The following is an 11,786-nucleotide window of genomic DNA, read 5'->3' on the forward strand; positions in this document are numbered from 1 at the left end:
CGCCGCTGCATCCCACGGCGCGGCCGTTGCTGTGGACGGCCGCATGGTCGACCGGCCGGTCATTCTGAAGGCGCAGGAAATCCTGGCAGAGTCCCTGCGACGTCTGCCCCTTGGCGCCTGATTCAATACCAATTGGAGACGAGAGTCATGCAACGATTTGAGATGTACATCAACGGCGAATCTTGCCAGCCCGCTTCGGGCGAATGGTTCGATACGGAAAATCCGTTCACCGGAGAAACCTGGGCGCAGATTGCAAAAGGCAACGGCACCGACGTCGATCGAGCTGTGCAAGCGGCGCATGCCGCATTCAGTACAGGACCGTGGTCACAGATGTCTCCGAGCCAGCGAGGCCTGCTGCTTCATCGGGTCGGTGACCTGATCGCGCGAGACGCCAGGCGGCTTGCCGAGCTCGAAGTTCGGGACAACGGCAAGCTCATGGCGGAGATGCTCGGGCAGTGCCAGTATCTGCCCCAGTGGTATTACTATTTTGGCGGCCTCGCGGACAAAATTCAGGGTGCCGTTATTCCGCTCGACAAGAAGGGCTACTTCAACTTCACGCGCAATGAACCGTTGGGCGTAGTCGCCGCGATCACGCCGTGGAATTCGCCCCTGCTACTCGCGACATGGAAGATTGCGCCCGCGTTGGCCGCGGGTTGCACGGTTGTGATCAAACCGTCCGAGTTCACTTCGGCGTCCACGATCGAGTTTGCGAAGCTCTTCACCGAGGCTGGCTTTCCGCCGGGCGTCGTAAACGTCGTGACGGGATTCGGTGCGGACGTCGGCTCGCCTTTGGTGGAACATCCCCTCGTCAAGAAGATCACGTTCACCGGCGCAGATTCCACAGGCCGCGCGATCAACGAGGCGGCAGCGCGTCAGTTCAAACACGTTAGTCTCGAACTCGGCGGCAAGTCACCCAACATCGTGTTCGACGATGCCGATCTGGAAGACGCGGTGAATGGCGCGGTTTCCGGCATCTTCGCCGCGACCGGACAGACTTGTATTGCCGGTTCGCGATTGTTGTTGCAAGAAAGCATCTACGACACCTTCGTCGACAAACTCCTGACGCTGGCACGCACCGCGAAAATGGGTGATCCCTCGAGTATGGATACCCAGGTCGGGCCGGTAACGACGCGTCCTCAATACCAGAAGGTTCTGTCGTACATTGAAACCGCGAAACAGGAAGGCGCGACGTTGCTGCTCGGTGGAAAGCCCGGGAGTGCGCCCGAATGCGGTAATGGCTGGTTCGTCGAGCCGACCATCTTCGGTGACGTGAACAACAGGATGCGAATCGCGCAGGAGGAAGTCTTCGGTCCCATCCTGTCGATCATCAAGTTCAAGGACGAAGACGAGGCGGTTGCACTCGCCAACGATGTGCGCTTCGGTCTGGGCTCAGGGGTTTGGACGAAGGATATCGGCCGGTCCATTCGCGTCGCTGAAAAGCTGCAGGCCGGCATGGTCTGGGTGAACAGCTATCGCGCGGTCAGCTACATGTCGCCGTTCGGCGGCTACAAGGATTCGGGACTTGGCCGCGAGAACGGTATCGACGCGATCCGCGAGTATCTGCAAACGAAGAGTGTCTGGATCAATACGGGGGTCAAGACTGCAAACCCGTTCGTCATGAGATAAAAATGAAGATGCCCCGCGGCATGCCGCGGGGCAGTTCTGAATTAAATTGGGGTAACCGGAATAACGAAAGGATCACACGGAAAGCGTGTATCAGGACTTGATGCCTTGAGTTGCCTTGGTACTCGGCGCCCGAACCTCCAACGTGACCCCTGCCCCTTCGTTGACCGTCTTGAAGTACGTGAAGCCACTTCGATCGTCGAGACGCCCGCGTGCCAGAACATTCAGTCCGGCGTTCGCAGCCTGTTCCTCTGCTTTATCGCAACTCTCGACGGAAAAGCCGAGATGAAAAACACCCTCGCCGCGCGTTTCCAGAAAGCGTCGTTGCGGCGTGTCTCCGTCTCCTGGCTGGCAAAGCTGCAGTTGGGCGTTGTCAATGTTCGCGAACTTGTAGCGCATCTTAAGAAAAGCGTCACGATCGTAGCCGTCCAGTTCGTATGCATCCAACGGCGGAAAATCTGTCCACGGACCGACTCCGATCGACTCGTAGTACTTCACGGCCTTGTCAATGTCACGAACCACGATGCAGACGTGGTGCAGCTTCTGAAACATGAGTAGCTTTTCCATCGTGTGTTTCTCCTGGTCAGTTTCGATGCTGGGCCGCAGAAGCTCTCTACAGCAGTTGCGGCCCGACGTCACACCGGATCATCCCGCCTTGGCAATCTTCTTCGGCGTGTAGGCTTCCGCCGCCTCGTCGTGCGACTGGCCGACGGCCGGGTTCCATTGGAAACCGGAACGGGCCACGACACCTGGCTTCAGACGTTGGTCCGGACCAAAGTCCGCAAAGGGATGAAAGAACAAGGGCTCCGTGCTCTCGAGCGTGCGCAACCGCGCTGCGTAGGCGTCGAGGTACGCTTGCCGCTGCTCGGCGCTCACGCGGCCAGGCATCCACGATACATGCGGCGGCAGCACATCGAAGCCGAGGTAATTGAAAATCCCGTTGTGGATCGGCCAGAGGATGTGATTGATATCGCCGTCGACACCGTCCGGCTCGTAAAGGCTCGCGGCCGTTCCCGTCGTGGTCGAGACCATTGCCTTGCGGCCCTTGAACATACCGGTCTCGTATTTTCGCCCGGTCGCATAGGCGAATCCGCGGGTCATCACGCGATCCACCCAGCCCTTCAGGATCGCCGGCATCCCGAACCACCACATCGGATACTGGAAGATGATCAGATCGGACCAGAGCACCTTCTGCTGCTCGGCGTAGACATCGGGCGTCGGTTTCGTGGACGTCCCGAACATATGTTCCTGTTCCGCCGAAAGATCGAGGAAGTCAGGATTGAGACGCTCACCTACGAAGTCCTCGATGCCGAGCTCGGGCCGCCACTTCAGTTGATACAGGTCGGTTACCTGAACCTCGTGTCCTTGCGCTTTCAGGGTCGAGACAGCCGTATCTTTCAGCGCACCATTGAACGACTTGGGTTCGGGGTGAGCGAAAACGATGAGCACTTTCATGCCAAAACTCCACAAAAAACCAGTTCATTGAGCGTGCCGGCCGGTGGCCTGCACTTGAATTCGTTCCGTATATGCCGCCATTCGCCCCGTGTGGTCCCGTGTAGTTCCAGTAGGCAGGCTTATGGATCAGCCCTCATTCTGGAACGCAATCCCGCAGCGGCGATCGATTCGGTTTACAGCATTCTGGATCTTTGCGAAATTCCGGTCTTGAGAGGGCTCGGCTAATTTGCGCGGAATTCTGCATATTTCTTGATGGTCAGTGCTCTTACACTGGCCGCTGAACCCCTATCAACAAAGGTTCTCAACTCCCTTACCGGGCATCATGGCGTTGCGGAGAATTGCCGTGATTCCCCGCTCCGGATCTCGCAAAGTAGGGAACGAGCAGCCCGCATGCGCCGGATCACCGCTCAGGCCGCATCCAGTTGAGCGGTATCGCCCTCCAGATACGCTGCCCGCACTGCAGGGTTGGCCAGCAACTCAGCACCGCTCCCCTCGAGGGCAATCTGTCCGTGCTGAAGCACGTAGCCTCGATGCGCCACACGCAGCGCGTGATGCGCATTCTGTTCGACAAGCAGAATCGTCATCCCGAGCTGCTCGTTCAATTCCTTGATGACCGAAAAAATCTTCTTGATGAAGATCGGCGCGAGACCAAGCGACGGCTCATCGAGCAGGAGCAATCTCGGCTTCGACATCAACGCGCGCCCTATCGCGAGCATCTGCTGCTCCCCTCCCGACAGCGTGCCGGCACGCTGCGAAGCTCGGCTTCTCAGGATGGGGAACATCTCGTACATGCGCTCGAGATCATCCGCGGTCCGGCGATTGCCCGACGTATCGCCCATCAGCAGATTCTCGAGCACGGTCATCCGCTGAAAGATACGGCGCCCTTCAGGCACAACCGCAATGTCGAGCCTGCCGATCGCATGCGATGGCAGATTCGAAATATTCTGTCCGTCGAATTCGACCTTGCCGCCGCTAGCCCGTGGATAGCCGAAGATGGTATTCATCAGCGTCGACTTGCCCGCGCCGTTCGCGCCGATCAACGTGACGATCTCACCGGTCTTCACACTCAGACTGACTCCGCGTAGTGCCTGGACGCTGCCATAGTGGGCACTGAGTTCGGTAATCTTAAGCATGAGCTGATTTCTCCTGCGATGCTTCACCGAGTGACGACGTCTCGTCGTCCTCCCCGAGGTATGCGCTGATCACCTCAGGATTCACCTTGATGTCAGCAGGCAAGCCTTCCGCAATTTTCTTACCGTGATTGAGCACGACAATGTGATCTGAAACCTTCATGACGACGCTCATGTCGTGCTCGATCAACAATATCCCGATGCCCTGCTCTCTCGCGAGCGAGGTCAACAACGCGGTGAGTTCCGCCGACTCGCGCGGATTGAGACCGGCAGCCGGCTCATCCAGACACAGCAGAATGGGGTCCGCGCACATCGCGCGCGCGATCTCGACGCGACGCTGCACACCATAGGGCATGTCGCCAGCGGGTTTGTTGGCTATATCCCGAACGCTCAAGCGCTCGAGCCACGTCAAAGCGTTGTCTATCGCCTTGTCGTTCGCGCGTCGAAACGACCGCGCGTTGAGTGCGCCCGCAAGCGAGAACCTGGACGCGTCCTGCAACACATTGTGCTGGGCAATCATCAGGTTTTCGAGCACGGTCATACGCGGGAACAGCCGTATGTTCTGGAAGGTTCTGACGACCTGGCCAATCCGCGCCACGTCGACATTCTTCATCGCATCCAGCCGAAGCTTCCCATGACGGGGATGCCCCAACGTGATGGCGCCCTTGGTCGGCTTATAGAAGCCCGTCAGGCAGTTAAAAAACGTCGTCTTTCCGGCTCCATTCGGCCCGATCACCGACGTCACCTCTCCTGCGCGCGCCGTCATGGACAGGTCTTCGATCGCGCGAAGGCCGCCAAACTGCATGGTCAGATTCTCAACGCAGAGCAGCGAAGTGGAGTCGTTCATTGTTTTGCCTCCACGTGAGGCGCACTGACCGTCGCACGGCGATGGCTGATCAGGCCGCCTGGCCGCACGACCATGATAAAGACCATTGCAACACCGAAAAGCAGCATTCTGTACTCGGAGAAATCACGCCCTAACTCGGGCAAAATCACCAGCAAGGCCGCCGCAAGGACGACGCCGAGCTGGCTCCCCATACCACCGAGCACCACGATCGCGAGAATCGTGGCCGACTCCGAAAAGGTGAAGCTTTCTGGCGAAATGAACCCCTGCCGCGCGGCGAAGAACACGCCGGCGAATCCGGCCAGCATTGCGCCGGTTGCAAAGGCGGACAGTTTCACATTCGTTACGTTGATCCCCATTGCTTTGCAGGCGATCTCGTCTTCGCGCACCGCTTCCCACGCGCGCCCAACGGGCAGCCGTCTGAGGCGCGAGACGAGTAGGTTCGTCAGCAGCGCGAGTGCGAGGATCAGGTAGTACAGAAAGACGACTCGCTGGCCAGGCGAGTAATCAAGGCCGAACACGGTCGCGAAGGTCGGACCATCGCCAGATGCCTGCATGGGGAGCCCGAAGAAGGTCGGCTTCGGAATGGATGAGACGCCGTTGGGTCCGCCTGTCACGTCGCCCCAATTCACGAGTATCAACCGGATGATTTCCCCGAAGCCGAGCGTGACGATGGCCAGATAATCACCTCTGAGCCGGAGGGTTGGGTAACCAAGCAACATGCCGAACGCCGCAGCAAGGCCCCCGGCGATCGGCAAGCACTGCCAGAAACCAAAGCCAAAATGCGTCGACAACAGGCCGTACGTGTACGCACCTACCGCATAGAACGCGACATAACCCAGGTCCAGCAGCCCCGCCAGACCGACAACGACATTCAGGCCCCAGCCAAGCATGACGTAAATCAGTACGGTCGTCGCTGTATCGACGACGTAGCGGTTTCCAGCGAATAACGCGGGCAACAGCACCGCGAACGCCACGCATCCGGCGCCGGCCCAGACAAGCGAGCCATTACCCGCGACTTGAGCAGCGGGCCTGGCACGCGACCGGCGCTTTGAAAAAAGACTAAAACGCTGCAGCAAAAGCTGCATGACGATGCGCCCGGCAAATGCGATCGCGATGAAAACCGCCAGCAGCGCCCATCGTGTATGAACCTCGAGACCATTGCTGCCATCTCGCGTCGTCAAACCCAGCATGGGCAAGCCGACGAGGCCCGCGACCAGCGCCGCGCCAAGCGCATCCTTGACGCGAAAATGTAGATTCGTTTCCTGCATGACTGTCGAACTCATCACACTTTCTCCACTTCGGGACGGCCAAGAAGCCCGGATGGACGAAACATCAAGACCACAATCAGGATGACGAACGTAGCCACGTCCTTGTATTCGGGCGAGAGGTAGGCAGCCCAGAATGCTTCGATCAAACCGATGATCACACCGCCCACCATTGCCCCGGGAATCGAGCCGATGCCACCGAGCACGGCTGCGGTAAACGCCTTGATACCCGCCTCGAATCCGATCGAGAAATCGATCACACCGTAGTACAGCGTCACCATGACACCTGCGACGGCCGCCAGTGCGGCGCCAATCATGAACGTCAGGGCGATGATCCGATCGACGTTGTAGCCGAGGAACTGCATCATCCGTTGATCCTGTTCACAAGCTCGCTGCTGTCTGCCGAAAGGTGTTTTATTGATGAATAGCGTGAAGGCGCACATCAGCAGAATCGTCACAACCACGATGAGAATTTGCACGTATGAAACGTATGGCCCGTGAAACTGTTCGCCGGAGAAAAGGTTCACGCCTCCGGTCACAAGCGGCTGGATAGACTTGACTCGCGCGCCTTGAGTCAGCTGAACCATGTTTTGCAGGAAGATGGAAATCCCGATTGACGAGATCAGTGGCGCGAGTCGATTGGATCCGCGAAGCGGCCGATAACCCACACGTTCGACGGTCCAGCCGAATACGGACGTCAGTGCGATCGATACGATCAGCGTAATTGCAATGCTCGCCACGACCGACGAGACCCCGCTGCCTGCAAGCAGCGTGAAACAGGTCACGGCGATGAACGCGCTCACCATGTAAATATCGCCATGAGCGAAATTGATCATGCCGATAATGCCGTAGACCATTGTGTAGCCGATCGCGATCAGGCCGTAGACGGCGCCCAAGGTCAGCCCATTGATTAGTTGTTGCAGTGCCTGGCTCATGTCCTCTCCGGTGAATCTGCTGCAGAGGCGGCGCAATAGAGCGACGCGCCGCCTCTTTCCTTGCTACAAAAACTGGACAGGACGCGTCACTTCACATAGTCGTAGTTGTTGCCTTTCCACCGGTAGACCACATAGCCGGGGCTCTTCAGATCGCCTTTCGCGTCGAAGTCCACCTGGCCGACTACTGTACTGAACGATGCGTTGTGAAGCTGCTTCACGATCGCCGCGTAGTCCGTGGAGTTGGCCTTTTTCGCGGCCTCTGCGAAAACCTGCATGGCGGCGTACGAGTACAGCATGTAGCCTTCCGGTTCGATCTTCTGCGCGCGAAAGGCCGCCACCACCTTTGCAGCTGCGACACTCTTACGCGGGTCGGGCGGGAAGGTGAACAGGACCTTGTTGATTTCCGGCCCTGCTGCCGTCACCAGTTCATTGTTCGTCAGCGTGTCGCCGCCGAGGACCGTCAGGTTGAGCCCTGCCTGCGCCGCCTGCCGCAGAATCAGCGCGACTTCCTGGTAGTAGCCGCCGTAAGCAAGAACCTGAATGCCGTTCGCCTTCAGTTTGCTGATCAAGCCGGAGTAGTCCTTTTCACCGGCAGTGATCGACTGGCGGAGCGCCACGGGTGTCTGCTTCGCCGCCAGATCTTTTGCAATTTCGTCCGCCAGACCGCCGCCATACGCCGTCTTGTCGTCAATGACGGCGATTTTCTTGCCCTTGAAGTTTGCAGCGATATAGTCCGCCGCGACCTGCCCCTGCTGGTCGTCCCTGCCCGTGATACGGAAAATCCCCTTGATGCCGCGTTCCGTGATTTTGGGGTTGGTCGACACAGTCACCTGCGGGATCTGCGCGTCGTTGTAGACATCGGATGCGGGCAATGTGGAACTGGAGCACCAGTGGCCATCGACGAACGCCACCTTCTTGTTGACGAAACTGTTGGCGACGGAAACTGCCTGCTTGGGATCGCAAACGTCGTCACCGACGACCAGGTCAAGTTGCTGCCCGAGCAAACCGCCTGCCGCGTTGATGTCCTTCACTGCCTGTTCTGCGCCCTTGCGAAACTGGTCGCCCCCCGACGCGTACTCCCCCGTCATCGGACCTGCCACTCCCACCACAACGCTTGCGTCCGCAGTGGCCGAGCAGGCCAGAGCCATTCCGCCCATGCTGAGTGCCGCACCTAATTTAACCAATCCTTTCCGGCCGTTCATAACCATCTCCAAGAGCAGGCTTCGATGCAGGAACGAACAGGTCTCGGCTATCGTTCCTGAGTGTCGCCTCGCGTTCGTTCACGAGGTAGAACGCAGGTTGCCGACGCCAAAAACAGCTTGGAATTTGATTGTTCGAAAGCGGGGATTAGGTGCAGCCTAAAGATGCTGAATACCGTGTGGTGTACGCGGCAAAAGGCACAATTCAGCGGTTCGACCAGAGACATGACCGAGTAAACGACTAGTCGGCAAACTACGCGTATTTATCGCCGACAGTGCTACGGATATGATCATGGAATTTACCAATACAATACCCTTTATGGCACACATACCCGACTCCCTCTTCGCTGAACGCATTCGCGCCAGCTTCACGCGCCAGAATGCGATGACATTGATTCAGGCGACTCTGGCCGTGATTGAGCACGGCCGCACCGAAATTCACCTGCCAGTCTGGAGTGGTGTCGGGCAACAGCACGGCTTCGTACATGGTGGCGTGGTCGGTATGATTGCCGACTCCGCAGGCGGCTACGCTGCGATGACCTTGGTGCCGGCCAGTGCGTCTGTATTGACTGTCGAATACAAGATGAATCTGGTCGCTCCGGCCGACGGCGAAATCCTGATCGCCCGTGGGCGGGTTGTCCGTCCCGGCCGAACGCTAATCGTCACTCAGGCAGAGGTATTCGCTGTCAAAGATGACCATGAAACGCTTTGTGCGCTGATGCAACAAACGATCATGGTGATGCACGACAGGGTGGAGAAGTAGGACCAACTGGACCGGAACCAGTCCAGCCTGGCGTCATCGCGCGATCGCCAGCGTCTCTGGCCGCCCATTGAGGCGCTGGTCGTGCTTGATGTACGAAACACTAATTCCGTGCTCCACGAATAGACGCTGCGGCGCATTCAACGAGAGCCCGTGAGGCGCCCGCCGAGCCACACGCGCAACGCCGCGATCTCCTCCTCACACACCGAATGCGGCATCGGATACGCACTCCAGGCGACGTTGCAACCTCGCGCGATCGCAAAGTCACGCGCGGCCTCCCCTAGCCGGATTGGCAACACGTCGTCGTGTATGCCATGCGCGGCAAAAATCGGCGTGCTGCTGTTTGCGGCGCTCAACCGGCTGTCCACGAAGCCTTGCGACGGTATATAGCCCGACATCACGATCAGGCCGGCAAGCGCCTCAGGGTGCGTCAGTCCTGCTGAATAGGTCATCGCCGCGCCCTGCGAAAAACCCGCGAGAAAGATGTTCGAAGTCGGAATGCCGCGCTGGTTCTGCACTTCGATCAATCGCCGCACGGTCGCGCAAGACGATTCGATACCGGCTTCGTCAACTTGTCGATTAACGTCCTGAAACGACCGTATGTCGTACCACGCGCGCATCACGTAGCCATCGTTTGCAGTAACGGCAATCTCAGGTGCATTGGGAAACACGAAGCGCACAGCGGGTCCGCCGGTGAGGCGCAATTCGGGGACAAGCGGCACGAAGTCATTGGCGTCGGCGCCGAGACCGTGCATCAGGATGACGGCGAATCTGGGATCTGGCGCGGTTTCGATTTCGATGGCTGGTGATAGCTCGGTCATGTTTCGCAACTCCTCGGCTTCGGAAAACGTTCAGATGATCGGGATCGATACCAGTAGGATACCGCCGGGCGGCACCAGCGCTTCGGTTGGTAGTCGATACGGCTCATCCCGTGGGAGAGACCGTAATGGAAGAGCTGAGGCTTGCTCCTGTGATGCTAACGACCACCGATCCTGTTTGCACCGAAGCCTGCCGACGGAAAGCGGACCGCACCATTCTGTGGATCAATGGTCCTCACTGGACGACCGGGCGCCGCCGGAACGGCAGTGGTGGGCGTGCTGCGCAGCCCCGGCGCAAGGTAGATGAATTTCCACCCGCCGTAAGTCTGCTCGGTCTCGAAGTCTACGTATCGCCGCGGGAACTCCGCGCGCTTGATCGTCGGCGCCTCCGAGCTACTATACACACCATAAAAGCGATCGCCCTGCCGCAAGAAGAGCCAATCGGTCTTGCCGGTGACCGGATCCGGGTATGCCTGACGCAGGTGATGCATCGGAACCGGGAAGCGCGCGTCGTCCAGCAGATCGTCGACCGACGCGGGGTAGACGCGACCAACGCGGTAATACCGCACGATTGCCTGCCGGTACTGGTCACCCACGAACAACAGTTGCTTCTCCTGCTCGCGCCGACGTTCCAGCGACCAGACATCCAGCGCGCCCGCCAACGCAATAGACATCAACATCAGCGCGATCAATAGCGCCAGCATCACAAGCCCACGCTGGCGCGCGGCGCAAAGCGAGGCACGGCGTCGCGCAGCCCGCTTCGATACCGACGAAATGCGCGCGCCGCCTCGCGCTGAGAATGCGCCGCGACTCACTTGCCTGCTCCTGCCGGATCGGCAGGCGTGCCCTGCGCACCACTCGCCGGCACGACGTCGTACACGCCCGTCTTGCTTTCATCGGGCGAGGCGATTACCGCCCACTTGTCGTCGCCGTTGACCGGATCGACCGGAACCGCCCGCAGATAGTGTTTCGTCACCAGTTCATCGAGCGTATCCGGGTACTGGCCGTTGTCACCGTAGTATTTATCGATCGCATCGCGCATCACGGCGACGTTCTGCTGCCGGACCTGCTCCTTGCCGCGTTCGATGCTGTGCATATAACGCGGCAGAGCGATCGTCAAAAGCAGGCCAATGATCGCCATCACGACAACCAGTTCGATCAGCGTAAATGCGCGGAATCTGCGCGTATGAGCGGGTTTCATGATGCACCGTCACCATTGTTTGTACGGAACGCCGTTGATGCCGGCGCGATCGGATTTCGACGACACATCGAACACGTCCTTGCCGGCCTGATCATTCCCGGACGGCCCATCGGCGCCGGTCTGATCCGGCGGCACGCCATAGGACCGCACGTTCCAGGTGTCTTCCGCGGCCGTGTCCGGATCGCCAGAAAAAAACGGATCGCGCGGCACGTGGCGAAGGAACATCAACAGACTGCCTTTCGGATCCTTCGCATTGGGCACGCCCGTCACGAGCACGGTCAGCGACGGCGGATAGCCGGACGCCTCCGCCTCCTTGTCGATCAAACCCACGTCGCTCGAATCCTTATATGCGTCGAGTGCCGTGCGAATCTCGCGCAACGCGGCGCTCAACTGCTGTTCCTTCTGACGCTGCACGATCAGTTCGGAGAACGGCATGATCGCGAGCGACAGGATAGCCACAAGCGCGAGCGTAATCACCAGCTCGATCAACGTGAATCCACGCTGATCGGGCCGGCTTGCGCCACGCGAGCGGACTGTGTTCGTCGGCATGGCC

The 11,786-nt window shown here is 59.1% G+C and carries 13 protein-coding genes and 1 pseudogene; 3 read left to right on the forward strand and 11 right to left on the reverse strand.

Going from position 1 to position 11,786, the window contains the following annotated elements; genetic code table 11:
* A pseudogene (locus BM438_RS46115) lies at positions 1-121 on the forward strand (CoA ester lyase); the annotation flags it as partial.
* 26 nt (positions 122-147) lie between these two features.
* Positions 148-1,626, forward strand: a complete 1,479-nt coding sequence (locus BM438_RS05165; RefSeq protein WP_093633271.1) for an aldehyde dehydrogenase — start codon at positions 148-150, stop codon at positions 1,624-1,626.
* 90 nt (positions 1,627-1,716) lie between these two features.
* Here BM438_RS05165 and BM438_RS05170 read toward each other — a convergent pair whose 3' ends face one another.
* The 7 genes from BM438_RS05170 to BM438_RS05200 all read right to left on the reverse strand — a co-directional run bounded on the left by BM438_RS05170 (position 1,717) and on the right by BM438_RS05200 (position 8,457).
* Positions 1,717-2,175, reverse strand: coding sequence for a VOC family protein (locus tag BM438_RS05170; protein ID WP_244179257.1), 459 nt, complete (start codon positions 2,173-2,175; stop codon positions 1,717-1,719).
* A gap of 93 nt (positions 2,176-2,268) precedes the next feature.
* Entirely contained in the window at positions 2,269-3,078 is an 810-nt protein-coding gene (locus BM438_RS05175; RefSeq protein WP_093633273.1) for an NAD(P)H-dependent oxidoreductase, read from the reverse strand.
* A 407-nt stretch (positions 3,079-3,485) separates the two neighbouring features.
* The gene (locus BM438_RS05180; RefSeq protein ID WP_093633274.1) at positions 3,486-4,211 is read right to left on the reverse strand and encodes an ABC transporter ATP-binding protein; all 726 of its coding nucleotides are present in this window, start codon (positions 4,209-4,211) and stop codon (positions 3,486-3,488) included.
* The gene (locus tag BM438_RS05185; protein ID WP_093633275.1) at positions 4,204-5,055 is read right to left on the reverse strand and encodes an ABC transporter ATP-binding protein; all 852 of its coding nucleotides are present in this window, start codon (positions 5,053-5,055) and stop codon (positions 4,204-4,206) included. Before BM438_RS05185 ends, BM438_RS05180 begins: the two co-directional genes overlap by 8 nt.
* Positions 5,052-6,338, reverse strand: coding sequence for a high-affinity branched-chain amino acid ABC transporter permease LivM (gene livM / locus BM438_RS05190; protein ID WP_093633276.1), 1,287 nt, complete (start codon positions 6,336-6,338; stop codon positions 5,052-5,054). The genes BM438_RS05185 and livM overlap by 4 nt, the downstream gene beginning before the upstream one ends.
* Positions 6,338-7,255 (reverse strand): branched-chain amino acid ABC transporter permease, encoded by a 918-nt coding sequence (locus BM438_RS05195; protein WP_093633277.1) that lies wholly within the window; start codon positions 7,253-7,255, stop codon positions 6,338-6,340. Before BM438_RS05195 ends, livM begins: the two co-directional genes overlap by 1 nt.
* An 86-nt stretch (positions 7,256-7,341) precedes the next feature.
* Positions 7,342-8,457 carry a branched-chain amino acid ABC transporter substrate-binding protein gene (locus BM438_RS05200; RefSeq protein ID WP_093633278.1) on the reverse strand — a complete coding sequence of 372 codons (1,116 nt, stop codon included), beginning with the start codon at positions 8,455-8,457 and terminating at the stop codon, positions 7,342-7,344.
* Between the two features lie 316 nt (positions 8,458-8,773).
* Between BM438_RS05200 and BM438_RS05205 the strand changes: the two genes are divergently transcribed.
* Entirely contained in the window at positions 8,774-9,217 is a 444-nt protein-coding gene (locus tag BM438_RS05205; RefSeq protein ID WP_093633634.1) for a PaaI family thioesterase, read from the forward strand.
* Positions 9,218-9,354: 137 nt separating this feature from the next.
* On the opposite strand, the gene BM438_RS05210 is transcribed toward BM438_RS05205, so the two are convergent.
* The 4 genes from BM438_RS05210 to BM438_RS05225 form a co-directional block, all read right to left on the reverse strand.
* On the reverse strand, positions 9,355-10,035 hold the full coding sequence (locus tag BM438_RS05210) for an alpha/beta hydrolase (RefSeq protein WP_093633279.1): 681 nt from the start codon (positions 10,033-10,035) through the stop codon (positions 9,355-9,357).
* Positions 10,036-10,190: 155 nt separating this feature from the next.
* The gene (locus BM438_RS05215; RefSeq protein ID WP_244179258.1) at positions 10,191-10,736 is read right to left on the reverse strand and encodes a type II secretion system protein; all 546 of its coding nucleotides are present in this window, start codon (positions 10,734-10,736) and stop codon (positions 10,191-10,193) included.
* Positions 10,737-10,843: 107 nt separating this feature from the next.
* Entirely contained in the window at positions 10,844-11,233 is a 390-nt protein-coding gene (locus BM438_RS05220) for a type IV pilin protein (RefSeq protein WP_093633280.1), read from the reverse strand.
* A 9-nt stretch (positions 11,234-11,242) separates the two neighbouring features.
* Complete coding sequence (locus BM438_RS05225; protein WP_093633281.1) at positions 11,243-11,782, reverse strand: type II secretion system protein; 540 nt, start codon at positions 11,780-11,782, stop codon at positions 11,243-11,245.
* Between the last annotated feature and the right edge of the window lie 4 nt (positions 11,783-11,786).

Source organism: Paraburkholderia aspalathi, from assembly GCF_900116445.1.
GTDB classification, from domain to species: Bacteria; Pseudomonadota; Gammaproteobacteria; order Burkholderiales; family Burkholderiaceae; genus Paraburkholderia; species Paraburkholderia aspalathi.

What these genes read in the sequence shown, in the direction of transcription:
- BM438_RS05225 (WP_093633281.1), bottom strand. Translation starts at nt 11,782, where the DNA reads ATGCCGACGAACACAGTCCGCTCGCGTGGCGCAAGCCGGCCCGATCAG.
- BM438_RS05210 (WP_093633279.1), bottom strand. Translation starts at nt 10,035, where the DNA reads ATGACCGAGCTATCACCAGCCATCGAAATCGAAACCGCGCCAGATCCC.
- BM438_RS05195 (WP_093633277.1), bottom strand. Translation starts at nt 7,255, where the DNA reads ATGAGCCAGGCACTGCAACAACTAATCAATGGGCTGACCTTGGGCGCC.
- BM438_RS05205 (WP_093633634.1), top strand. Translation starts at nt 8,774, where the DNA reads ATGGCACACATACCCGACTCCCTCTTCGCTGAACGCATTCGCGCCAGC.
- BM438_RS05175 (WP_093633273.1), bottom strand. Translation starts at nt 3,078, where the DNA reads ATGAAAGTGCTCATCGTTTTCGCTCACCCCGAACCCAAGTCGTTCAAT.
- livM (WP_093633276.1), bottom strand. Translation starts at nt 6,338, where the DNA reads ATGAGTTCGACAGTCATGCAGGAAACGAATCTACATTTTCGCGTCAAG.
- BM438_RS05220 (WP_093633280.1), bottom strand. Translation starts at nt 11,233, where the DNA reads ATGAAACCCGCTCATACGCGCAGATTCCGCGCATTTACGCTGATCGAA.
- BM438_RS05165 (WP_093633271.1), top strand. Translation starts at nt 148, where the DNA reads ATGCAACGATTTGAGATGTACATCAACGGCGAATCTTGCCAGCCCGCT.
- BM438_RS05180 (WP_093633274.1), bottom strand. Translation starts at nt 4,211, where the DNA reads ATGCTTAAGATTACCGAACTCAGTGCCCACTATGGCAGCGTCCAGGCA.
- BM438_RS05170 (WP_244179257.1), bottom strand. Translation starts at nt 2,175, where the DNA reads ATGTTTCAGAAGCTGCACCACGTCTGCATCGTGGTTCGTGACATTGAC.
- BM438_RS05185 (WP_093633275.1), bottom strand. Translation starts at nt 5,055, where the DNA reads ATGAACGACTCCACTTCGCTGCTCTGCGTTGAGAATCTGACCATGCAG.
- BM438_RS05200 (WP_093633278.1), bottom strand. Translation starts at nt 8,457, where the DNA reads ATGAACGGCCGGAAAGGATTGGTTAAATTAGGTGCGGCACTCAGCATG.
- BM438_RS05215 (WP_244179258.1), bottom strand. Translation starts at nt 10,736, where the DNA reads ATGCTGGCGCTATTGATCGCGCTGATGTTGATGTCTATTGCGTTGGCG.